General features: G+C 53.3%; 20 protein-coding genes and 1 pseudogene. 17 read left to right on the plus strand and 4 right to left on the minus strand.

The window, feature by feature from the left end; genetic code table 11:
- Positions 1-42: 42 nt before the first annotated feature.
- The 5 genes from FPZ45_RS20625 (at position 43) to FPZ45_RS20645 (ending at position 5,916) form a co-directional block, all read left to right on the plus strand.
- A complete protein-coding gene (locus FPZ45_RS20625; RefSeq protein ID WP_144706030.1) occupies positions 43-1,326 on the plus strand; it encodes an ABC transporter substrate-binding protein in 1,284 nt (427 codons plus the stop codon).
- Positions 1,327-1,447: 121 nt separating this feature from the next.
- Entirely contained in the window at positions 1,448-2,323 is an 876-nt protein-coding gene (locus FPZ45_RS20630) for a carbohydrate ABC transporter permease (RefSeq protein ID WP_144706032.1), read from the plus strand.
- Positions 2,323-3,153, plus strand: a complete 831-nt coding sequence (locus tag FPZ45_RS20635) for a carbohydrate ABC transporter permease (protein ID WP_144706034.1) — start codon at positions 2,323-2,325, stop codon at positions 3,151-3,153. The genes FPZ45_RS20630 and FPZ45_RS20635 overlap by 1 nt, the downstream gene beginning before the upstream one ends.
- Positions 3,154-3,226: 73 nt before the next feature.
- Complete coding sequence (locus tag FPZ45_RS20640) at positions 3,227-4,915, plus strand: glycoside hydrolase family 13 protein (RefSeq protein WP_144706036.1); 1,689 nt, start codon at positions 3,227-3,229, stop codon at positions 4,913-4,915.
- A gap of 59 nt (positions 4,916-4,974) precedes the next feature.
- Positions 4,975-5,916: an AEC family transporter gene (locus FPZ45_RS20645; protein ID WP_222430795.1), complete on the plus strand. Its 942-nt coding sequence runs from the start codon at positions 4,975-4,977 to the stop codon at positions 5,914-5,916.
- 71 nt (positions 5,917-5,987) lie between these two features.
- Here the strand turns inward: FPZ45_RS20645 and FPZ45_RS20650 are convergent, their stop codons facing one another.
- On the minus strand, positions 5,988-6,383 hold the full coding sequence (locus FPZ45_RS20650; RefSeq protein ID WP_144706090.1) for an exosporium protein C: 396 nt from the start codon (positions 6,381-6,383) through the stop codon (positions 5,988-5,990).
- A 249-nt stretch (positions 6,384-6,632) separates the two neighbouring features.
- Between FPZ45_RS20650 and FPZ45_RS20655 the strand changes: the two are divergent.
- The 9 genes and pseudogenes from FPZ45_RS20655 (at position 6,633) to FPZ45_RS20695 (ending at position 15,748) form a co-directional block, all read left to right on the plus strand.
- Positions 6,633-7,212 (plus strand): annotated as a pseudogene (locus FPZ45_RS20655) (DJ-1/PfpI family protein).
- Positions 7,213-7,286: 74 nt separating this feature from the next.
- Positions 7,287-7,994: a GntR family transcriptional regulator gene (locus FPZ45_RS25920; protein WP_144706038.1), complete on the plus strand. Its 708-nt coding sequence runs from the start codon at positions 7,287-7,289 to the stop codon at positions 7,992-7,994.
- A gap of 377 nt (positions 7,995-8,371) precedes the next feature.
- Complete coding sequence (locus FPZ45_RS20665) at positions 8,372-9,487, plus strand: ABC transporter substrate-binding protein (protein WP_144706040.1); 1,116 nt, start codon at positions 8,372-8,374, stop codon at positions 9,485-9,487.
- A gap of 87 nt (positions 9,488-9,574) precedes the next feature.
- A complete protein-coding gene (locus FPZ45_RS20670) occupies positions 9,575-11,218 on the plus strand; it encodes an ABC transporter permease (RefSeq protein ID WP_144706042.1) in 1,644 nt (547 codons plus the stop codon).
- Entirely contained in the window at positions 11,215-12,312 is a 1,098-nt protein-coding gene (locus tag FPZ45_RS20675) for an ABC transporter ATP-binding protein (protein WP_144706044.1), read from the plus strand. Before FPZ45_RS20670 ends, FPZ45_RS20675 begins: the two co-directional genes overlap by 4 nt.
- Entirely contained in the window at positions 12,309-13,259 is a 951-nt protein-coding gene (locus FPZ45_RS20680) for a ComEC/Rec2 family competence protein (RefSeq protein ID WP_144706046.1), read from the plus strand. The genes FPZ45_RS20675 and FPZ45_RS20680 overlap by 4 nt, the downstream gene beginning before the upstream one ends.
- Before the next feature lie 37 nt (positions 13,260-13,296).
- Positions 13,297-13,743 carry a DMT family transporter gene (locus FPZ45_RS20685; protein WP_144706048.1) on the plus strand — a complete coding sequence of 149 codons (447 nt, stop codon included), beginning with the start codon at positions 13,297-13,299 and terminating at the stop codon, positions 13,741-13,743.
- A gap of 16 nt (positions 13,744-13,759) precedes the next feature.
- Positions 13,760-14,581: an inositol monophosphatase family protein gene (locus FPZ45_RS20690; protein WP_144706050.1), complete on the plus strand. Its 822-nt coding sequence runs from the start codon at positions 13,760-13,762 to the stop codon at positions 14,579-14,581.
- Positions 14,582-14,776: 195 nt separating this feature from the next.
- Positions 14,777-15,748: an RNA polymerase sigma factor gene (locus tag FPZ45_RS20695; protein WP_144706052.1), complete on the plus strand. Its 972-nt coding sequence runs from the start codon at positions 14,777-14,779 to the stop codon at positions 15,746-15,748.
- A 37-nt stretch (positions 15,749-15,785) separates the two neighbouring features.
- Here the strand turns inward: FPZ45_RS20695 and FPZ45_RS20700 are convergent, their stop codons facing one another.
- On the minus strand, positions 15,786-16,820 hold the full coding sequence (locus FPZ45_RS20700; RefSeq protein ID WP_144706054.1) for a LacI family DNA-binding transcriptional regulator: 1,035 nt from the start codon (positions 16,818-16,820) through the stop codon (positions 15,786-15,788).
- Positions 16,821-17,084: 264 nt separating this feature from the next.
- Between FPZ45_RS20700 and FPZ45_RS20705 the strand changes: the two genes are divergently transcribed.
- Positions 17,085-18,140, plus strand: coding sequence for a 2,3-butanediol dehydrogenase (locus tag FPZ45_RS20705; RefSeq protein ID WP_144706056.1), 1,056 nt, complete (start codon positions 17,085-17,087; stop codon positions 18,138-18,140).
- A gap of 370 nt (positions 18,141-18,510) precedes the next feature.
- Here the strand turns inward: FPZ45_RS20705 and FPZ45_RS20710 are convergent, their stop codons facing one another.
- On the minus strand, positions 18,511-18,978 hold the full coding sequence (locus FPZ45_RS20710) for a signal peptidase II (RefSeq protein WP_144706058.1): 468 nt from the start codon (positions 18,976-18,978) through the stop codon (positions 18,511-18,513).
- Between the two features lie 198 nt (positions 18,979-19,176).
- Here FPZ45_RS20710 and FPZ45_RS20715 point away from each other — a divergent pair, with 198 nt between their 5' ends.
- On the plus strand, positions 19,177-20,157 hold the full coding sequence (locus FPZ45_RS20715) for a BMP family lipoprotein (protein ID WP_144706060.1): 981 nt from the start codon (positions 19,177-19,179) through the stop codon (positions 20,155-20,157).
- Positions 20,158-20,184: 27 nt separating this feature from the next.
- A complete protein-coding gene (locus tag FPZ45_RS20720) occupies positions 20,185-21,861 on the plus strand; it encodes a methyl-accepting chemotaxis protein (protein WP_144706062.1) in 1,677 nt (558 codons plus the stop codon).
- Positions 21,862-21,937: 76 nt separating this feature from the next.
- Here the strand turns inward: FPZ45_RS20720 and FPZ45_RS20725 are convergent, their stop codons facing one another.
- Positions 21,938-24,277 (minus strand): glycoside hydrolase family 31 protein, encoded by a 2,340-nt coding sequence (locus tag FPZ45_RS20725; protein WP_144706064.1) that lies wholly within the window; start codon positions 24,275-24,277, stop codon positions 21,938-21,940.
- Positions 24,278-24,281: the final 4 nt, after the last annotated feature.

Consider the following 24,281-nt stretch of genomic DNA (forward strand, 5'->3'; position numbering starts at 1 on the left):
ATAAAGCTGCATAACACCACATCATGTTCTGGGGGAGTCGTAATGAGAAAGTCGTTATCCAGCTTTACCGTTCTTGCTTTGGGCGCTGGCTTGCTTGCCGGATGCGGCCAGGGAGACTCTAAGCCGTCGAGCAATGCTTCGGAGACGAAGCCAGCCACGGGAGACAAAAAGATCGTGCTCAAGCTGCTGCAAGGCAAGCCTGAAATCGCCGACAAGACAAAGCAGATGTTGGCCGATTACCAGGCGGAGAATCCCAATGTAACGATCGAGCCGGAAATCACCGTTGACGTTCAAACGCGGCTCAAGACGCTGTTTGCGGCGGGAGAAGCGCCGGACATTTTCTTCGTCAAAGGGTATACCGATATGGGACTGTGGCGCGATCGTCTCGTTGATCTGTCGGATGAGCCTTGGATGAGTAAAGTGCTGCCGACGACCCTTCCCGGCATGACGTTCGACGATAAGAAGTACGGGTTCCCAATTTCCATCGAAGGATACGGCTTCATCTACAACAAGGATCTGTTCGCCAAAGCCGGAATCGACAAAGTTCCGACAACGATCACAGAGCTGGAACAGGTGAACGAGAAGCTGAAGGCTGCGGGCATCGTCTCTTACTCCGAAGCTTATAAAGAATGGTGGACTCTTGGACAGCATCTGCTGAGTCTTCCGTTCGCTTATACGCCGGACCCTGCCGGATATGCCAAACAGCTGAACGACGGTTCCGCCAAAATTAAGGACAATCCGATGATAGACGGATTTTTCAAGGTGCTGGATATGACCGTGAAATACGGATCGGGCGTAGAGTCTCTCGGCGTTAGCTACGATACGGAAATCGCGAACTTCGCAACAGGCAAAGTCGCCATGATCCAGCAAGGCGTCTGGGCGCTGCAGCCGATTCTTAAAGTGAATCCGGACGTGAACATGGGCATGTTCCCCATTCCGCTGACCGACAATGCCGAAGATACGAGAATTCCGATCAGCGTGCCGAACTACTACGGAGTCAACAAGGAATCCAAAAACGTCGAAGAAGCGAAGAAGTTCCTGAATTGGATTCATGAGAACGGTCAGAAATATTTGGTCGATTCGTTCCAGTTCGTTCCGGCCTTCTCCGATCTGCAAGCGACGGATCAGCTTGGACCGCTCGCCGCGGACATGAACGAATACGTGAAGAACGATCGAATCATTCCTTTCGCCTTCTTCCTGTGGCCGGCTCCAGGCATCCAGACCCAATTCGTGAAGCCGCTGCAAGCCTACGTCGGCGAGCAGTTGAACAAAGAGCAAGCGCTGGACGAAATCCAGAAGATCTGGACCGGCGCCGTAAAGAAGTAAAAGCGTAAACCGGGCGTTGTTATGCGCCCGATCGGCAATCAAGGCAGTCGCTGCGGCGGTTCGGAATATCCGCCGCCGCAGCGGCTGCGCAAGGTTAAAGCGGGAAAAAGAGGTGCTTTTCATGACGCCAACGATTAAAAAACGGCTCGTCTACGCGACATTCGTCACTCCGGCCGTTCTGTTGTTCGCACTGATCATTATGCTTCCTTTCGCTCGGGCGATCGTATTCTCGTTCCAGGATTGGGACGGCATCAGCAGCGATATCAAATGGATCGGGTGGGAGAACTACACGGCGATCTTTCAAGATACGGCGTACCTGAAGTCCTTCGGGTTCACGCTGAAGTATGTGGCTGTCAGTACGTTATTGGTAAATCTTATAGGATTTTCATTGGCTATAGTTTTGAACATGAAGCTGAAGACGAAAAACGCGCTCAGAACGGTCTTTTTCATGCCCCATGTCATCGGGACGCTCATTATCGGCTTCATCTGGCAATTTATTATTTCCCAAGCGTTCCCGCAAATCGCGGAATGGACGGGCTTGCACATCTTCGAGGTCAACTGGCTGAGCTATCCCGGCTACGCTTTCTGGGCGCTGATTATGGTCAGCGTATGGTATAACGCCGGCTACTTCATGGTCATATATATCGCCGCACTGCAAGGCATCTCCAACGAACTGCTGGAGGCGGCGGAGATTGACGGCGTCAATCGCTGGCAAAAAATGTGGCATATCGTGCTGCCGCTTGTGCGCAACGCATTTACGATCTGCTTGTTCCTGGCGATTACGAGCGGGTTCAAAGTATTCGATCTGAACTTGGCCTTGACGAAGGGCGGACCGTTCGGTTCGACGGAATCGCTGGCGCTGCATATTTATCAGGATGCATTCGCGAATAACAACTATACGCTGGCTTCGACGAAAGCGATTCTGTTCTTCATCGTGCTCGGATCGATTACGCTTATTCAAGTGTTTGTCATGAAACGGAAGGAGGTCGAGGCGTAATGAAGGAACGCTACAGCAGCGGCAAGCTGGTTCTTGAGCTGTTCATGGTCGTGCTGGGCTTGATCGTTCTTGTCCCACTCTATCTCGTATTCATCAACGCATTCAAGCGGTACGACGAAATCTTGACCTCGGCCGCTTCGTTTCCGCAGGCGTTTCAATTCGACAACTTCGCCACGGTATGGCAAGAGATGAGATTTCCATCCGTATTCGGCAACTCGCTCGTCATTACGGTGTTCAGCGTACTCGGCATTCTATTGTTCAGTTCGGCCGCGGCTTATCAGCTCGTTCGCCGTCCGGGCAAAGTCAGCAACGTGATCTTTCTCGCCATTCTGTCGGCCATGATCATTCCGTTTCAAACGATGATGATTCCGCTGCTCATGGTGGCCAAAGACTTCCACATGATCAACAATCTGCCCGGCATCATTATCATGTACTGGGGCTTCGGAATTCCGCTGGCGCTCTTTCTGTATCACGGGTTCATTAAAGGCGTTCCCGTGGAGCTGGAAGAGGCGGCAACGATTGACGGCAGCAATACGTTCGGCGTATACTTCCGCATTCTGCTTCCGCTGCTGAAGCCGATTACGGTGACAATTGCGATATTGCATACGCTCTGGATCTGGAACGACTTCTTGCTGCCATACGTCGTGCTGAATTCGAAGGCGGTTCAGACGATTCCGCTCGCCTCTTACATTTACTTCGGTGAATATATGAACCAATGGCATCTCGCACTGGCGGCGATGGCGCTGGCAGTCGTCCCGATTATCGTCTTCTTCCTGTTCATGCAGCGCTATATTATTCAAGGCATTACGGCTGGCGCGGTCAAAGGCTAAGGTCGGAAACAAGAGATTCGATAAAACGATAAAAACAGAGACAGAGAACGGATTAGAGAGGAGCAAGACGGAGATGGAACGCAAATGGTGGAAGGAAGCCGTCGTCTATCAGATTTATCCGAGAAGCTTTATGGATAGCAACGGGGACGGCGTTGGAGATTTGCAGGGCATTATCCTCAAGCTGGACTATCTTCGGGAGCTCGGCATTGATGTCATCTGGCTGAGCCCGATTAATAAATCGCCGAACGACGACAATGGCTACGATATAAGCGATTATAGAGATATTATGGACGAATTCGGCACGATGCAGGATTTCGATCAGCTCCTGACCGAAGCGCATGCCAGACAGATTAAGATTATGCTCGACTTGGTCGTCAATCACTCTTCGGACGAACATCCTTGGTTCATTGAGGCTAGGAAGTCCATGGACAACCCTTACCGCGACTATTATATGTGGCGTCCGGGCAAGGAAGACGGCAGCGAGCCGAACAATTGGGGCTCCAGATTCGGCGGTTCGGCGTGGGAGTATGACGAGCAGAGCGGGGAGTATTACCTCCACATTTACTCTAAGAAGCAGCCGGACTTGAACTGGGAAAATCCCGTGCTTCGCGGTGAAGTGTACGATCTGATGAGGTTCTGGCTCGACAAGGGCGTGGACGGCTTCCGTATGGACGTCATCAACATGCTTTCCAAAGCAGAGGGACTTCCAGACGCAATCGTCAAAGATGGCTTCAAATATGGCGACGGCGTTCCCCTCTACTGCGACGGACCGAAAATTCATGACTACCTGCAGGAAATGAACCGCGAAGTGCTGTCCAAGTACGACATCATCACGGTTGGGGAAACGTTGGGCGTCAACTTAGAGCAAGCCAAGCTGTATACGGGCGCGAGCCGGAACGAATTGAACATGGTGTTCCATTTCGAGCATGTGTTCCTCGGTGACGGAAAGCTGGGCAAGTGGTCGCCTCAGCCGTGGAAGCTGACCGAGCTGAAGACGATTATGAGCCGCTGGCAATACGGTCTGCGAGAAGACGGCTGGAACAGCCTCTACTGGAGCAACCACGATCAGCCGCGCGCGGTATCCCGTTTCGGCAACGACAGCCCGGAATATCGGGTGCTGTCCGCCAAAATGCTCGCCACCTGCCTGCATATGCTGCAAGGCACGCCTTATATTTATCAGGGCGAAGAAATCGGCATGACGAACGTACGATTCGACCAGGTTACCGATTACCGGGACATCCAGACGGTGAACGCATATCGCGACTTTGTCGGAGACGGGCAGCTCAGCCACTCGGAGATGATGGAGAGCATTCACCAGCGCAGTCGGGACAACGGCCGCACGCCGGTTCAGTGGTCCGCAGCCGACAACAGCGGTTTTACCGAAGGCACGCCTTGGATCGGAGTTCATGATAATCATAAGGAAATCAACGTAGAGCGCGACAGGCAAGATCCGAACTCGATCTTTCATTTCTATCGCAAACTGATTCAGCTTCGTAAAAAGCACGGGATCATCGTATACGGCAGCTATGACGTGCTCATGGAAGCCGACGAGCAAATCTATGCGTTCACTCGTACGCTGGACCAAGAGCAGCTGATCGTCATTTGCAACTTCTCCGACCAGACTCCGGTGTTCGAGCTGCCTAGCCACATTCGCTCTGAGGGTCGGGAATTACTGATCAGCAATTATGAGGTGGACGAGCAGGAGAAGATTGACTCGCTTACGCTGCGGCCTTACGAAGCGAGAGTCTATCGGTTAGCGTAATTACGTTCAGAAGAAAGGGTTAGCCATACTGCTCCACTATCGGGATAAGCCTGACATCTATGGACACGAAGGCAGTGATAGGTTTGATTCCGGTTCTGATAAAAGCAAGCGCGTATATTTTCATCATTTTATTGGGCTATATGTTGAAGAGAAAAGGCTTTGTCGCGCCATACGATTATAAGCTGATCTCGAAAATCGTGCTGAACGTGACGCTTCCCGCAGCCGTCGTGACGAGCTTTGCCGCGCATGAGATGCAAGCCTCGCTGCTGTTTATCGTTCTGCTCGGGTTCGGGTGCAACGTACTGCTGCTGCTGCTCGGGTATTGGGCGTCACGTAAGGAAGACAACGGCACAAGGGCGTTTTATATGCTGAATTGGCCGGGGTATAGCATCGGTTCGTTCACCATGCCGTACGTGCAAAGCTTCCTCGGTCCTTCCGGCATCGTCGTGACCAGCTTGTTCGATGCGGGTAACGCGGTCATGTGCACGAGCGGCTCCTATGTGGTGACTTCGAACGTGCTGAACGCGGGAGAAAGAAGCCGTGTATGGGGGATGATCCGCAAGCTGTTCTCTTCCGTTCCGTTCGTGACCTATATGCTGATGCTTGTGTTTGCGATGCTGCATGTGGGCATGCCGACGGGGGTAATTGCCGTATCCTCGACAATCGGTGCAGCGAACGGCTTTCTGTCCATGCTGATGATCGGTATGATGTTCGATATCAAGTTCGAGCGCAAATACGTCAAGCAGGTTGTGACTACGCTTTCCGTAAGGTTTCTCGGCGCATCGGTCTTCGCCGCGGTCTTCTATTTTCTCACTCCGTTTTCCGAGGAAATTCGGCAAGCGCTCGTCCTCGTGTCGTTCTCGCCGATCTCGAATCTGTCTCCCGTGTTCACGGAGAAATGCAAGGGAGATCCGGCGTTGTCGAGTCTTACCGGATCGTTGTCCATCCTGGTCAGCATCGTGGTGATGACGTTCCTGCTCATGCTGATGCAGCAAGTATAACCGACGCGCAAAAGAACAAACGTACAGTGGTGTGAGGGGTCCGGGGCTAGCCCCGGACCCCTCCTATTCGTTTACGTTCTCGTCCGAACGGCTAAACCGCTGAACGAGATAGGTCCGACAACATCGGCTCTTGTATTTGCAGCACGGTTTTCCGCTGTGACTGTATATACGTGGGTACCGGCTGGTACATTTCTATCTTCCGCCTGGAACGTAACGGCGTAGTTTTGCTCGGAACCGACAGATTCAATACCTTGCTGCGTGTTGAAAATCTCTCTTCCATCGCGGAAGATTCTAAAGAGAATTTGTGCAATGCCAGTGACGCCCCGAACGCCCACGGTTGCCACCAAATCTACCCGATTAGGTTGAGAAAGAGTTGGAATCCGCAAAGTAATGGTTGCAAGTTGAGATCTTGCTGGCGAACGACGTATGACAAACGAGGTTGCAAGATTGAAACTACGGCGCGGCATGACGGCAGCTTTATCGAGAATACGTGTTACAATAATACGTGCCAAAATATCAACTCCTTTGGATTGATACTGACAATATATTCTCGAAAAACAGTGGATGATTGGACAAAGCTACCGTCTGTTTTATTTTAAGGCAGGTAGCTATCTGAACATAAGCGGGGCTTGTATATTAATCATCTTTTTTTGGAGTATTTGATCTTAGATCAAGTACTTTTTTTTATTTCACAAATGAAAGGACGGGGTAGGGGTATGAGAACGGCTTACATTTTGTTCGACGGAATGACGATGCTGGATTTTGTCGGGTTCTACGAAGCGGTTACCATGATGGACATCTTTACGGCTAAAGACAAGGCGTCATGGGATTTTTGTTCGAACAAAGAGCAAATTACCGATGATCGGGGATTGACCGTTCGGGTGAATCGAATCTGCCCGAATCTTTCGGACTACGACTTGGTTTTCATCCCCGGAGGCTTCTCTACTAGGCAACTAAGGTTCGAAACGGATTTTATTTCATGGATTCAGACTGCGCGAGATGCAAGGTACAAGGCTTCCGTATGTACGGGAGCGCTAATTCTGGGGGCGGCGGGGTTTCTAAACGGAAAAAAGGCAACGACGAATCCTTCCGCGTACGGGTTGTTGGTGCCTTATTGCGCAGAGGTGGTCAAGGAACGCTTCATCAGGGACGGCAACGTTTTTACGGGTGGGGGGAGTATCCGCCTCCATTGATTTGGGGCTGTATTTCATAGAGTCACTTGCTGGCAAGGAGTTAGCCCGACAGGTTCAAGAGAAGATGGATTACCCGTATTATTCTTCGACGCGGTCGTCTTGACAATCTGAGCCGGAGTCCAATAGAGTGGGGTTAACGAGAGCGATTCCGGCCCCGATCGCCGAAAGGATAATGACATGGAGAAAAAGCTGCTCTATATTCGCGTTAAAGAAGAAATCGAGCGAAGAATTCACGCGGGAGAGTTCCAACCGGGGGAGAAGCTTCCTTCGGAGCCCGCGCTGGCCAAGGAATTCGACGTAAGCCGTCCCACCTTGAGAGAAGCTTTGAAGATGCTGCAGAGAGAAGGAGCGCTGACGAGCAAGAACGGAGTCGGCACCTACGTGAACGAGCGCCCTTCCTTCATCGTGAATCCGCTGAACAAGCTGCGCAGTCTGGGAGAGATGATCAAGAGCGTAGGCTACAAGGAAAGCGAGACGGACGTGAGAATCTATTCGCGGGAAGCCGAGCCGGAGTGGCTCGAGAAGCTTCGGACCGAGGACCCGGTCGTCGTGTTGGAGCGGATCCGCACCGCGGACGATCAGAAAGTCGCCTTCTATTACAACATTTTTCCTGGAGATATCGCGTCCGATCATTTCGAATCCGGATTCACCGGGGCGATATTCGATTTTCTTCGCGACCGGCTCGGGATCCGGATCGCTTACGCCCTGACCGAAATCTGCGCGGTCAGCACCTCGGACGAGCGGGATTGCAAAGCCGCGGAAGTGCTTGGCGGGGGGCTTATTCTGCTGAAGCAGCTTCATTTCGACGAAGATGATCGCCCCGTGTTCTATTCGCTGGACTATCTGAAAAGCAGCGCTTTTAAATTGTTCGTCAGACGGGATTAGCCGTCCTAATCGCATATCAGCCGCATCGTCCTTGTCGGACGGCGCGGTTTTTTTGCATTAACGATTGGAATCATCGCTATTGATGGGTGGCGGAGCGAGGGACGAGTTAATAACGGTACAAAACATCGCAATTAGAGGCAACAAGGATAAACGCCCCAGGTTTCCAGGTCAACAACGCTATTTTACATCGCTATTCCAGCGATAGAACGAATGGGTAGGCAGAGTAGCGATGTTTTTCATCGTTATTCTTAAATCCCCGGCTCAGGCGATGGCCAAGCGTTAATAAAAGTTTTACTTGCGCGTGATGCTCCTCTAACATTTGTCTATTAAATTGGAGATGTCAGACAGCTTGTCAGATAAATGAGGAGGATCGGAAAATGATCAGGAGTTGGAAGAAGAGAACGAGCAACGTACTGGCGTTGGCTTTGATTGCAAGCATGACGGTATTGGGTGCGTGCGGCCAGAACAACAACGGCGGAAACTCGGCGGAGAGCCCGTCGGAAAGCGCCCCGTCCTCGGCCCCGAGCGCATCGGAATCGAGCTCCCCGGAATCGAAGAAACTTGTCGTGTACACCGCATTGAGCGAAGACGATATGATGCAGCTTCAGAAGAAGTTTAAGGAAGACACCGGAATCGACATTGAATATTTGAGCTTGGGAAGCGCGGGCGAAGCCAGTACGCGGGTTCAAGCGGAGAAGAGCTCGCCGAAGGCGGACATTCTGGTAGGCGGGTCGGTTGAATTCTATCAGCCGCTGGCCGACCAAGGCATTCTTGAGAAATACACTTCGCCGAACGCAAGCGAGATCGATGCTCAGTTCAACGATCCGAACGGTTTCTGGCAAGGGTGGTACATGGGGGTTCTCGGCATCGTGTTGAATAACGAACGCTTCGAGAAAGAGCTTGCTCCTAAAGGCGTGAAAGAGCCTGCGACATGGGATGATCTGCTCGACCCCGCCTACAAGGATTTGTTTATCACGTCGAACCCCGCAACGGCGGGCGGCGGCTACATCTTCATCGCGGATCAATTGTTCCGTCTGGGCGAGGAGAAGGGCTGGGACTATCTGAAGAAACTGAACGACAACGTTCATCACTATACGCCCAAAGCCGGAGACGGTATCAACCTGACTGCCGCGGGCGAATTCGTGGCAGGCATGTCCTGGGCTCACGACATCGTCAAATCGGCCAAACAAGGATATCCGATCAAGGTCATCGTGCCCGAGCAGACCGCATTCGAGATCGGGGGCGTCGGAATCATCCAAGGCGGTCCCAACACGGATAACGCCAAGAAATTCGTCGATTGGCTTTTGACCAAGGATGTCGGCGAGATGAATACGGAGATGTCCAACCGCTATTCTGTTCGCAAAGACGTCGCTCCTCCCAAAGGCATGATTCCGCTCGAGAACGTAAACCTCGTCGAATACGATCGTGCCAAGGCGGCCGAGATGAAGGCGGATGTCGTGAAGAAGTTTACTGAAATGATCGGTTCCAAGTAATACATTCCGGCATTTAAGCGGGAACATTTCCTCCCTTGCGGCGAGGAAGTGTTCCCGCGTTATCAGATCTGAAAGAGGGGAACCCCCGTGACCTCGTCCGCTCTTAGAAACGCATGGCTGGAAATCAGGAAGCTGAAGCACGAGCCTGCGTTGGCGTTCTTAATCGCCGCAGTGACGACGATAACCTGTTTTTTCGTTTTATGGCCGATCGCGAAGGTCGTCAGCTTTCCCCGCCCGGAAGACTATTTGCAGCTATTTACGAATTCCAGATGGTTTCAGGCGGCGCTCAACAGCTTGTTCATGATGGCGATCTCGACGCTGTCCTGCACGGCCGTCGCCTTTCTGTTCGCGTATTCGATCGCGAGACTGGACATTCCGTTTAAAGGATTATTCCGTTTCGTGACCTTATTGCCTATCGTCTCTCCTCCGTTCATCGTGGCGTTATCCTACATCCTGCTCTTCGGCAGGCAGGGCATCGTCTCCAAGCAATTGTTGCACGCCAACTTCGACATCTACGGCTGGCACGGGCTCTGGCTCGTGCAGACGATTACTTTTTTTCCGTTCGCGTACGCGGTCATCTACGGAGTGCTGAAATCCCTGCCCGTCCACCTGGAGTACGCGGCGCACAATCTCGGCGCGACTCGCTGGCAAGTATTCCGCCATGTATTCCTGCCGCTCTGCAGGCCCGGTCTCGCAGGCGGAGCCTTAATCGCCGCGATGAACGTGCTGGCCGACTTCGGCAATCCGATGATCATCGCCGGCAACTTTACGTTGCTGCCTACTGAAGCCTACATGCAAATGTCGGGATGGTTCGATCTATCCTCGGCGTCGGTTCTGTCCACCGCGCTACTCTTGCCCGCTCTCGCGCTGTTCTTCGCGAACCGTATCTGGTTAGGCAGACGATCTTACGTTACGGTTACCGGCAAGGAGTCGAGCCTTAAAGCCTATCCGGTGCCTTCTTACGTAAAATGGGGCTTGTTCGCCTGCTGCTTATTCGTTGCTCTGTTCGTGCTGGCCGTGTACGGCGTGCTTTTCTACGGCGCGTTCACGAAAACCTGGGGTTACGATTGGAGCTTTACCTTGCAAAATCTGAAGTACGTCGCGGCCAAAGGAACGGAACTGTACAATAGCATCCGCTACGCGCTGTTCTCGTCGTTCGCAGCGGCCGTCTTAGGGATGATTCTAGCTTATCTCGTTCAGCGCAAGCGCATCGGATTTAACCGCCTGCTCGATTTCCTGGCCATTCTGCCCGGAGCCGTTCCGGGCGTATTCCTCGGGCTCGGCTTCGCGATGGCTTTTAATCAGGCGCCGCTTGATCTATCGGGAACTTCCGCGATTATGATTCTCGCCCTGACGTTCTGGAACTTGCCGACATGCTACAGCGCAAGCTCGGCGGGGCTGCAACAGATCGGCAGCTCGCTGGAGGACGCTTCGCTTAATCTGGGCGCCGGAAGCTTCCGCACGTTTCGCAATGTCCTGCTGCCGTTGCTGAAAGGGCCGTTCCTATCGGGGCTTTCCGTTGCTTTCCTGCGTTCGGTGACTTGTCTGAGCGTGATTATCTTTATTTATTCGGCCCACACTTCCGTCGGAACGGTATCGATTCTGAATTTGGTACAGAACGGTGCATGGGGAGGGGCGTCGGCGTTTACCGCCGTGCTGATCTCCATTGCCTTCGCCGTGCACGCGGCGACGCAACTGATCGCGAGAGCGTATGATCGGAGGAAATCATGAGCGAGCTTCAACCGCATATTCGCATCGACAATGTGACGAAATCTTTCGGCTCTTATTCCGCTATTCGCAACGTATGTTTGGATATTCCGCGAGGCAGCTTCACGACGCTGCTCGGACCAAGCGGCTGCGGGAAAACGACTTTGATGAGGCTGATCGCCGGCTTCGACGAACCGGACAGCGGCAGCATCCTGATCGACGGGGCGGAGATGAACGGCATTCCGGCCTTCCGGCGCAAGACGCCGCTCGTCTTCCAGGAATACGCGTTATTCCCGCATATGACGGTTTATGAAAATATCGCCTACGGCTTAAAGCTGCAGAAGGTTCCTCGGGATGAGATTCGGCGCAAGGTTGGCGAGATGCTCGAGATGTTCGGCTTGGAGGGACTGGGCGATCGACAGCCCAAGCAATTGAGCGGAGGGCAGCAGCAGAGGGTGGCATTCGCGCGGGCGCTCGTCACGGGGCAGGACATCCTGCTGATGGACGAGCCGCTGAGCAATCTCGACGCCAAGATGCGGGTCGAAGTCCGCAACGAACTTCGCGAGCTGCAGCAGCGCGCCGGCATTACCGCTGTGTTCGTGACCCACGACCAAGACGAAGCGCTGTCCCTCTCGGACCGAATCGCCGTATTCGATAAGGGCCGCATCTGCCAAGCGGGAACGCCGTGGGAGGTGTACTTTAAGCCCGACAATGCTTTCGTCGCCGACTTTGTCGGCACGGCTAACTTTATTCCCGGCGAAGTCGCGGCCGTCGAAGGCGGGGAGCTTGTCGTTCGGTGCGAGGGCGCTCATCATCGAGTAGACGGGGGAGGTCGATCGTTCAGCCAAGGAGATCAGGTGACGCTGGTCGTCCGTCCGGAATGCATCTCGATCTCCATGGAGGCAGGTCCGGAAGGAAGCGCCGGCAAAGGCTGGAGCGGAGAGATTATGAGCAGCAGCTTTCTGGGACGAATGGTTCGTTATCGGGTCCGGTGCGGCTCTATGACATACGACGTGGACGACGCCAGTCCGAGCGTCAGGGGGGTTCTGCAAGGTTCCGTTCGTCTGCAGATGGATTCAAGCAAGATTCATGTGCTTTTGGGGAGCGGGGAGTTATGATGCGGGCCAAAGTCCATTTTCTTAATGTCGGCTGGGGAGATGCGCATCTAATCCGGCTCCCATCGGGAACGGTGACGCTGATCGATGGCGGGGACGGAAGCTTCGCTCCGGACCGGGATCACCCGTTATCCTGGATGGATCGCCAGGGATTGCGCAGGCTCGATTGGATGATCTTGACGCACATCCACGCGGACCATCTGAACGGACTGATCGATATTGCCATTCGATGCGAAGTGAAGAGGGCGATTCTTCCTTACGAGCTTCCGCAATTGAACTTCTCAACCGAAGAGACGGAAGATTCCTCCACAGGTTCGGATGCAGGGAGGGTAAGCCGTATGCTGACGGCATACGAAGAACTCATTCGTCTGTTAAGGAAGCAGGGGACGGATATTCGTTGGCGGAGCGATTATGCTTCGGCCGGTAGCTCCGTGATCTGGGAAGAGGAGGGCTATACGCTCACCCACTTGTATCCTTGGCAGGGAGATCCGCTTCCCGGGCTTGACGTTCTGCGCGAAGCTGTATCTGAAGACGGACGGACAGGGAGCGAACGATTTGCGTCATTGGAACGCTTCTTCACGCTGTCCAACGACGACAGTTCCGTCTATCGGTTGACCTCCGCGGAAGCTCGCTCGGACGGCGTTCTCTTCGGAGGAGATCAACTGGAAGCCGGATGGGAACGCCTTTCCCGGCGAACCGATCTGAGAAGCCGGGTGTGGAAAGTGCCGCACCACGGGATGGAGGACGCATTCACATTCCGATTGCTGTCCGCGATCGAGCCCGAGTTTTGCGTGATTCCCATTAGCAGGCAACGCGCTTGGCCGCTTGAAGAACATTGGGATCGTCTTCGCGAGCGATCGCGAGCGGTTTTCCATCTGACAGGAGACTTTCTGCCGGGAAAGAGCGTCCGCTTGGCGGACGGGCCGATCGAAGTGGAGATCGGCGAATGAATCATCGCTTTCTTGCTTGTATCGGAGGACTTCAACCATGAAAGAGTATAGCTATAGCCTGCTTCTTGCCTTCGCGGCGGGTATGCTTACCGTTCTACAGGGCGCCATCAACGCATCGATCGGCAGAACGAACGGGCAGTATGCCATGATTATCGGCGTATCCCTTGTTCAGGTGGCGATGTCCATGGTCTTGCTTCGAGCCGGAGGTTCTTTTCCGACGATAACGTCGGCTTTCAGCCCTTGGATGCTGGTCTCCGGCTTGCTCGGCGTCGGCATTATGTTCAGCGTCTCCAAGGCGACGGGGACGGCCGGGGCGTTGCCTGTCTTCGTGACGGCGATCGCGGCCCAGATTTCCGCATCCGCCGTCATGGGTCATTGGGGCCTGATGGGGCTGCCACGTTCGCCCTTCACCCTACAGAAACTCGGCAGCATGATGCTGATTGCGGCCGGTATATACGGGCTGCTCAAATCCCAATCTTCCTAAAAGCAAAGGAGCCATAATGAACGACAATCCAACACATATAACGTCTGTTTTGGCGTCCGCGATCCGCTATGCGGAAGAAGCCGGACAACAAATTCTGAATCGCATGACTACTCCTTATCGCATTGACGATAAAGTCAACCGCTCCGACTTGGTTACGGAAGTCGATCTGATGAGCGATTCTCTTATCCGGGAGCGGATCGGCAGTGACTATCCGGATCATTGGGTTCTGTCCGAAGAGACCAAGAGCCCGGGAGATCCGTTCGACATGATGAAGATGCCCGCTCCCGGATACGGCTGGATTATCGATCCGATCGACGGAACGACCAACTTTGTGCACGGAATTCCTCACTTCGCCGTCTCGATCGGTATCGTGCAGGATGGAAGCCTGCAACATGGAGTGGTCTACAACCCGATGACTCGGGAGCTATACCATGCTTCTAGGGGAGAGGGCGCCTTCCTTAACGGGACCCGGATTCGGGCAAGCGAAGAAAACGACGTCGGCAACGCTGTGCTCGCGACTGGATTCCAAGCTTCGGATTGGAATCCGGATTCCGTTGCTGCCGCACAAGTAGCCCGCATCGCCGGCACGACCCGAAGCGTTCGAATTCTTGGAGCCGCCAGCCTTGATCTGTGCATGGTCGCCTGCGGTCGACTGAGCGGTTTCTGGCATGACGGCCTGTATCCTTGGGATGCCGCGGCCGGATTGCTCATCGTCATGGAAGCGGGCGGGATCGTCACGAACGCCGCAGGAGAGCCTTTCTCCTTGAGCGATAAAACGCTCGTCGCTTCCAATCCGCATCTTCATCGAGCGCTATTGTCCTTGTTATACGCGATTTAACGCAGAAGAGAAGGTGCCGGCCGGCACCTTCTCTTCCATTTTCACGAGCATGATCGTTTCCGCACTTTCTCGGATAGAATCCCCCGCTTACAAAATTATGGGAGGACACTGGGAATTGGTGCTAAACTAATGGCGCGTAAGAAAACTGCGGTTTTTTTCGTCTATATAAGAGAGACACCCAAGGAGGGATAAAATATGAGCGACAAGACGGCGTTGCAGATACTCGGTGAAGAAACAAGGCCATATTTCGGAAGGTTCTGGGAGGTGATTGAGCCCTTCCAGCGGGAGTTGTGGAATTACTGCAGGAAAATCACGGGCAATCCGTGGGATGGAGAAGATTTGTTCCAAGATACGGTGCTGAAAATGTTTACTTCGCTTTCGGCATTGTCGCACAGAGAGCATCCCATCCATCCGAGAGCGTTTTTGTTTCGGGTCGCCACGAACCATTGGATTGATACCTGTCGCAAGCGCAAAGGAAAAATGGAAGAATGGTCGGATCATCTCGTTACGAAATCTTCGGAGGACGTATCGATTGCTCTCGAAATACAAGGAGCGTTCGAGACGTTATTGACCCATCTGCCGCCCAAGCAGACGGTTGTACTGGTTCTGATGGATGCTTTCCAATTTACGGCGAATGAAGCTGCCGAAGTGATCGGAACGACGGAAGGGGCCGTCAACGCCGCATTATTTCGCGCCAGATCCCGACTTCGGCAGTTAAAGAGTGACGAGTTGAGCGCCGATAACTCCACAGCAGCCGCCGATACGCAACCCGACGAAAGCCTTGTTAAGCGTTATGTGGAGTATTTCAATAAAAGGGATTTTCAAGGCATTGCGGATCTGCTAGCGGAGCATGCCGTGTTCAGTTTCGTTACGCAGTCGAGCAAAGAATACGGCAAACGGAGAATCATGAACGAGTCTCATCATCCGTCGCACTATGATCGCCCTGACTTATACGCTGTCGTTCATGAGCTTTGGGGGAGAAAAGCGGTTATTTTCTATAAAGGGTACGAACAGGGGGAGCCCACTGCCCTCAACGAAGTGCTGACGATCGAAACCGAAGACAATCACATTATCGGAATCAACGGATACTTCTTCTGCCCTCAATTCATGGATGCGGCCGCGCAAGAATTAGGGGTGCCGAGAGAAGAATGGCAATGGGCGGAATAGATCGGCGCTAGGAAGATTAAACCGGATGGGAATGCGATTAAGCTTTGGGAAGACTGTCCAGTCTCATCTTCACGCTGGATTCCCGCACGATAAGCCGCGGTTCGAACTCCACGCGCTCGTACCCGGCTGTCGTGTTCGGATATTGGATGCGTTTGAGCAACAATTCGGCTGCCAGCCTTCCCACCTCGCTGCCCATAATGGAGACGGAAGTGATCTGCGGCGTCGTGACCGTCGCCCACAGATTGTTGTCGATACCCGCGATCGCTACATCCTCCGGAACCCGGACGCCAAGTTCTTTGAGTCTATTGACGATGCCGATGGCCACCATGTCGTTGACGGCGTAGATGGCATCCGGCATATTTTTTAAACTGTAAAAATAGTTGGCGGCTTGCCGCCCCGTCTCGAAGGAGAAATCTTCCCCGAAATAGACGAGGGATGGGTCAACGTGATTCAGCGATTGCTCGTAAGCCAAGTAACGCTCTTCGATCTTATCTTTCGGTGCCCCGGCATAAGCGATTCGGTTGCGGCCGATCTGAAGCAGATGCTCCATCACAAGCTTGCCCTCCTGACGCGCCATCCCCACGATATCCGCTTGCAAATCCTCGCCCAACTTTTTGCTGTAGTTAATGATGGATACCGGAATGCCCGCCTGGTTAATCATAGGTTCAAGCTGTTTTGGGTAAGCCAAAGGCATGATGACAAGCCCGTCTACATGCAGCTTTCTCAACTCCCGCAGCGTCTCCAACTCTAGCATGGCGTTGCCTAGCGTATTAATCTGGACGACTCTGTATCCGTGCTGCTTGGCCGCTTGTTCGACCGAATAGGCAATGTCCGGGATAATCGCATTCCGAATATCCGGAACGGCCAGCGCTATCTGGCGGGTCTGGCGAATTTTGAGGCTTTGGGCCGAAGTGTTCGGCGTGAATCCCAGTTCGTCGATGACTTGCAATATTTTGGCCTTCGTCGCGGCGCTGATGCCTTCGCTGTTGTTAAGCGCTCTGGACACCGTTGCGATCCCGACTCCGGCATGCTTCGCTACATCTTCAATCGTTACCTTCTTTTTACTCGTCATTAGGGAGAATTCCTTTCGCGATGGAATCGTTTCCTATTCCTTTCCGCTGCAATCCGCTGATGTCATTATTAAAGCATAGCACATATCCTTTGGTTCGGCACCGTAGATGCGTCGCAGAAGCGTAATTCGCGGCAAATAAGCCCGCAGAAGCGACTTTTTGTCATTTGACAGTTTGTCGGAATTGTGACATGATTGTTTCCGGAAACGTTTCCTATGAGAGTAAGAGCTATCATTTATTTAATTCCTTTAGGGAGATGACCTGATATGCAAGCATTAAGGTGGCACGGCGTAAAAGATTTGCGCGTAGAGACGATCGAGGAGCCAACCCTTCGGAAAGGGCAGGTTAAAATAAGAATCGAAGCATGCGGCATCTGCGGAAGCGATCTGCATGAATACGCCGCCGGACCGATCTTTATTCCGGAAGGAACGCCCCACCCGCTCACGAACGAGAAAGCGCCTATCGTCATGGGCCATGAATTTTCCGGACAGATCGAAGAGGTAGGCGAAGGGGTTACTCGGTTCCAAATCGGCGACCGCGTCGTGGTTGAACCTGTATTCTCCTGCGGAACGTGCGCGGCTTGTAAGCAAGGCAAATATAATCTCTGCGATAAAATGGGATTCCTCGGTCTTGCCGGCGGAGGCGGCGGTTTCTCCGAGTACGTGGCGGCGGACGAGCATATGGTTCATAAAATTCCGGATAGCCTCTCTTACGAGCAAGGAGCTCTAGTGGAGCCTTCTGCGGTTGTACTATATGCCGTTCGTTCGAGTCAGTTAAAAGTCGGAGATCAAGCCGTCGTATTCGGTACAGGCCCAATCGGTCTGCTTCTCATCGAAGCGTTGAAAGCATCTGGCGCGTCCAAGATTTATGCCGTCGAGCTGTCGGAGGAACGCCGCAACAAAGCCGCCGAACTTGGCGCGATCGCATTGAATCCGGCGGACACGGACGTCGTTGCGGAGATTCAACGTCTAACCGACGGCGGAGCCGACGTTTGCTACGAAGTGACGGGCGTACCTGTCGTTCTGAACCAAGCGATTGCTTCGACCAAAATCAGCGGACAGATTATGATCGTCAGCATCTTCGAACGTGAAGCGGCTATCCATCCTAACCAAATTGTGCTCAAAGAACGCAATATCGCCGGAATTATCGGATACCGCGATGTTTTCCCTGCCGTCATCAGCTTGATGCAGCAAGGCTACTTCCCGGCGGACAAATTGGTCACCAAGCGCATTGCGCTGTCCGATATCGTGGAGGAAGGCTTCGAGACGCTGATCAAGGAAAAAAGCCAAATCAAAATTATAGTGTCTCCAAAGAGCAAATAATACACGGGTGTAAAAATGTGGGGACCGCCGAGAATTCTCGACGGTCCCCTTTTTTGTGCAATTACAGTCCCGCTGTTTTAGCGGTCTGAGAGACCATTAAATCACCAAAAGTGGGCACCTCCGCCGCTGTAACGGTCTGAGAGACCGTTAGAGCACCCCAAGAGTGCAACTCCGCTGATGTAACGGTCTGTGAGACCGTTAGAGCACCCTAAGAGTGCAACTCCGCTGATGTAACGGTCTGCGAGACCGCTAGATCGGCCAAAGTGTGCAATCTCGCCGCTGTAACGGTCTGCGAGACCGTTAGATCACCCAAAGTGTGCAATCCCGCCACTGTAACGATCTGCGAGACCGTTATATCGCCCGCCGGATTTTAGGATGACGCGTCATTACCTTGAGCGGCCGGCCTGATCGTACGATAGATCGTCCTGGCCGTCAGCATAAGAATCCCCGCGAATACCCAAATATCCGCAAAATTCATCGTTGCGGCTGCGGAGAAGAAGAGAAAGTCCGTCACTTGGTTAAACGCGAGCCGATCAATCGCGTTGCCAAGCGCCCCGCCGATAATGAGCGCCACGGCCGTCTGCACGTATGCTCCGCGAATTTTACCTTTCCGATGCCAATAGAGCGCAGCAACCGTCAAGACGATGACAAAAACGGCGAGCACTCTCCCCCATCCGTGGAACATGTTTCCGGTAGAGCCCGTATTCGCGAGATGCACAAGCCGAAACAATCCGCCGAGAATCTCCGTTTGCTCCTCAAAATCCAAATTCAAGCGAATCGCTATTTTCGAAGCGACATCAACAATGATGGCTGCGACGATGATCAAGTAGAAGTACATAAGAGTCCTCCTTTTCAGAAAAGTGTTCGACGGCTCTTGTTAGAATTCCTTTCCGCTATCCGCCTCCAAAACTGAGAATTTCGATCGAGTTTACAAAACATTCGACAAAGTCCCTCTCGAATTTGATTTAGATCAAACATTCGACAAGTATCGTATGGAGTGTGCTTAGTGTTAAAAAATAGGAGGTATCCTCGGAAAATGAAACCGGTTCGGATGATCTGGACATGCCTGTTAGGCATAGCGTTACTCATTAGTGGTTGCTCGTCGCAAGGCGGCGCGCCCGATCAGGAAAAGAAGCGGCTGAAGGTCGGCATCATGTTGTCCGACGTTGGCCTCGGAGATCAATCGTTCAGCGATGCGGCTTTTACGGGGTTGATGCAGGCGCAGGAGGATTTAGACATTTTCTTCGATTACCGTGAACTTGCCGATACGACGACTTACGAGCAAGGGCTTACCGAGCTGGTCGAGGAAGGAAACGACTTGGTGATTGGCCTCGGATTTATGGTGAAAGACAGTTTGGAGTCGATCGCCAGCCAATATCCGGATACAACGTTTCTTCTCATTGATGAAGTATCTGAACAGCCCAATATTATCTCTCTGACATTCAAGGAAGACGAGGGCAGTTACCTGGCCGGGGTTGTAGCGGGCATGAAAACAAAATCAAACGTAGTCGGGTTTATTGGCGGAGTCGACGTTCCGATCATCCGTAAATTCGAGACCGGTTATATTGCCGGGGTGAAGGCTTCAAATCCGAACGCGAAAGTGGTATCCGAATTCGCTGGAGATTTCGGGAAGGCCGACCTCGGCGCGCAAATCGCCGGCAACATGTTCGAGCACGACCAGGCGGATATCATTTATGCCGCCGCAGGCTTTACTGGGATAGGCGCACTAGAGGAAGCGGAGAAACTCGGCAAGCTTGCCATCGGAGTCGACACCGATCAGTTTTTCCTGGCGGAAAAAGCGGTTCTCACTTCGATGCTCAAGAATGTGGACGTGGCTATTTATTCAGCTGTCAAAACGTATCAGGAGCAGCGCGAATTTTCTGAGTCGCATCTGGAGTTCGGTTTGCAGGAGAACGGCATCGGATTGGCCCCTGTTCGAGTCGTGCCGATGACCAAGAAAGAGGAACAAACCTTCAAGACGTTAAAACAGCAATTGCTGTCCAACGGCATTCAATAATCCATATACGGTTAGGGGCGGCAAAATATGAAATTGCAAATGAAGCTTTTATTAAACACGATGTTATCGCTGCTGATGCTGTTGGCGGCTTTAATCTACGTCGTAGTCAACGTGTCTGGCATGCAAGCTTCTAATGAGCAGACGCTTCAGGTAATGACCGACAGTCAGCAGTTGAAGACCGAACTGATCCTCGCCCAGCTTGCGCTGTCCAACGCTTCCGGCAACATGACAGAAGGGAACAAGGGGGAAGCGCTCGATCGCGTCAATAAAGCGAACGTCAGATTGACCGACATGCTCGATAACGTATCTATTCCCGGTTACAGTGGCATTTTGGAGACGGCAAAATCAAGATTGGATCTGGTTTCTCAGGAAGCGGAGCAAGCGCTGGACGATCGTAACGTTGCCGAAATCAAACGACAATCGGTTCGAATCCTTGGCATTCTGAACGGGATTAATACGCTGAACATTTTATCGTCCGAGCTTCAACATAGCAAGTCGGAGCAGACCGACGCCAAGATCCGCAACGTATACTGGATCGCCCTGATCGGCGGGATCGCGCTATTTCTAGCCGCGGGCTTGCTCAATTACATAACGACTGGGCGTATTGTACGACCCATCAAGCGGCTAAACCGCCACACCCAAGAGATTGCCGCGGGAAAACTGTTCGTGAACATCGAAAAATACCGCGGCAAGGATGAAGTTGGCGAATTGACGCAAGCTTTCTCGACAATGGTTTCCAATCTGCGCGATGTCGCGGGAACCGCTCAACACGTCAGCGAACAAGTAGAGCGATTGACTTCTGAGCTGGATGAAGAGAATGCCATCATGTCCGACATTTCAAAGCAGATTGCGCATTCAACGAACGAGCTGGCAGCAGGAAGTCAAGCCATTACGGAAGATTTGCAGCATACTGTTACGAATATGGAGGAGATGAAGATCGGCTTCCAATCGAATCTGCAAGATTCGTTGCAGTCCGTCGAGTACGGAGAGGAAGCCGTTCGAACGATTAAAGAAGGCATGGAAGCCATCGATCAACAACGCGGCATTATGGATCGGAATATGGAAGCCATTCATCGGATGGAAGAGGCCGTGCGGCTGCTGTCCGATTCGATCGGCGATATCCGCCAAATGACGGGATATGTATCGGATGTGGCATCTCAAACAAATATGCTGTCGTTAAACGCCGGGATCGAGGCTGCTCGCGCCGGAGAAGCGGGCAGGGGATTTGCCGTGGTGGCGCAGGAAGTGAAAAAGCTGGCCGGACAGAGCGCGTTGACGGCCAACCAGATGATGACCGTGCTGGAGAATGTCTCTAACGGCATCGAACAGGTGAATATCACGATGCAGGTTTGTATGGAGCAAACAACGCAGCAGGCGCAGGCCGTCGGAACAACGAACGATGCATTCGACAGCATTCGCGGCAAGGTTCTACAGATTGCCGATCATCTGCACGGCCTGAAGAACGAGATGCACGCTTCCGAGGAGAAGAGCAACCAGGTGCTTCAATCGTTTGAAAGTATTAGTTCCATCACGGAGCAATCGGCTGCGGGAAGCGAGGAAATATCCGCATCAACCGCCGAACAGCTAACAGCATTCCTGTCGATCAGCGATAAAGTAAAGCTGCTTCGCGGCGCATCGGATCGACTGTCCGCGACGCTAGAGCAGTTCGTGCTGGAGGGGGCGGGGGATTCTCGGGCTTCATAATGTCAGACGAATGCTAACAGACAATAAGCAATGGAGCTGGCTGAGCCAGCTCCATTTGTCATGATGATATGTTCGATCATCGCTTTGCTTGCCGGGCAACCCGCCAACCTTCCTTATCGGTTGCAAGAATGCCGCGACTATTGTAAATGCCTTGAATGTCATCCCCTGTCAGCGTAACTCTGTACAGGGTTTGCTCGAATGGCTCATACAAGGGACAGACGGGGTTGTTTTCCGCGACGGACGCCTCGGCACCGTACCGGACGAACCGAATGTCCGACCAATCCAGATACGAAGTCGAGAGCGCGGCATCCATGTGCGGGATGACCGCCCCGGACTTGACCAGAATCACAATCGGCAGTTCCCCTGGAGCGATGCGCTGCCATCTCCCTCCGGGATAGGCGATTCCCGTCTGGTAATCGACCCATTCGCCCGGCGGCAGGTAGACGTCTCGCTCGTCACCTTCCTCGAACATGGGCGCTACCAGCAGTTCCGACCCGAACATGTATTGATCCTCGATCAGCCATGAGCCGGGATCCTCGGGAAATTCGAAGAATAGAGCACGAAGCATCGGATGGCCCCGATCTGCGCTTAGCTTCGCCTGAGTATAGATGTAAGGCATCAGTTCGTACTTCATCTGTGTCGTTCGGCGGAAAAAGTCGGTAAACCGTTCGCCGTACGCCCAAGGCTCCGTCGGCGGCGCCCCGTGGCAGCGACTATGGGAAGTGAGCATGCCGAAAGGAAGCCAGCGGCGGTACAGCTCTTCCGGGCTGCTATGGACGAATCCGCCGATGTCGTGGCTCCAGAACGAGAAACCGCAAAGGCCGAGCGACAGCCCTCCGCGGAGCGTTGCCGCCATGGCGCCGTCCGTATTCTCCGCGTCTCCGCCCCAATGGATCGGATAGCGCTGGCTGCCTGCCCACGCGCTTCTTGCCCAGATGATCGACTCGCCCTTGACGGCTTCGGTAACCTCGGCAACGGCTTTGTTATACCGCAGCGGATATAGATTGTGCTCGCGGTAACCGCTCTTGCCCGACGAGTACTGTCCGTTCAGCGGCGCGGCCTCGCCGAAGTCGACTTTAATCGCGCTCACGCCTATGCGAAGCAACTCCGCCAGCCGATCTTGGTACCAGGTCACGGCGGCGGGATTGCTATAGTCGAGAATAGCGTCGTCCGTCGGCAATGCGCCTTCCGCCGTGCGCACGGCGAAACCATTTTCGATGATCGAAGCATATAGCGGATTGGTGGGCGTAAAGTAAGGGAGCTGCCACAAGGAAACGCGGTAGCCCATCTCCCTCAATTGCTGGATCATCCGCTCCGGATCGTCGAACCGCTCTTCGGAGAAGCGGTAATTGCACCGCCAGTCTTTCTCGAACCAACCCGTGTCGAGATGAATAACGTCGCAAGGAATGCGGCTGAGTTGTAATTGCCGGGCTACTTCCCGGACCTCCTCCTCGGAGCTGTACGTAATTCGGCTCATCCACAAGCCGAAAGACCAGAGCGGCGGCAGCGCGCTTCTCCCCGTTATTCTCGTATATTCGGAGACGATCTCTTGCGGCGAGCCAATGAACAGAAACAAATCCAGCTCTTCGTCACCCGTATATACGACGCACGTATCGTCGTACGTCGATCCGAAATCCATCGTCAGCGGCGACGACGTATGAACGAACAAGCCATAACCTCTACTGCTGAGAAAAAAAGGCACGGGTTTGTACATTTTGGCCGTCTGTGCGCTGAGGGCGTCAGTAGTGAACAGGTTGATCTTTTGGCCTCTCTTGTTCAAGCGAGTGAACGATTCCCCCGTTCCATAGAGCTTCTCGTCTGGACGCAGAAGGAAGCTGGCGGCCGCGTTGTTCCCGAAATCCGAAGAACTTCTTCTGAAGGAGAAGGGGAGACCGTTCGTGTTCAGCAGCGACTTGCCGTCAGAGAAGCCGCGTGTTTCGGTCACGATCGAACCGTTCGCATCCCGGATAATCAACTTCCAAGGATCGGTTTGCACCGTAATTGAGCCAGCCGCGCTGGAGTATACGATCTCGTTATCCTGTCTCCGAGATTCCCAGTTTTCGGTGGTGCCGATAGCGCTATGATCCAACATCAGTGTTGGCTCGGCGCTGCCCAAAGCCCCCGGCCGAGTCCCGATACGGATTCGCACGGTCCGTTCGCTTAGGAATGATAATCCGAACGGAGTAGTAGGCCGATCCTCATATTCGTCCGGGAAGGCCCAAGACGGCGATTCTTCATAAGGGTAATCGATCTGATTGAAAGACAGCCTGGGCTTACGCAAGTATCGCCGCCACTGCAGCGTTCCGCTGGCGGAATCCGCATCGAAAGAAACCGCTTGTGCAGCGAAGAAGTACGTATCGGATGTCGAATCGAAGCCTTCGCTCCGATCGATCGGTTGATTCAGTGCTGACATCATTCCC

Source organism: Cohnella terricola, assembly GCF_007786475.1.
Lineage (GTDB): Bacteria > Bacillota > Bacilli > Paenibacillales > Paenibacillaceae > Cohnella > Cohnella terricola.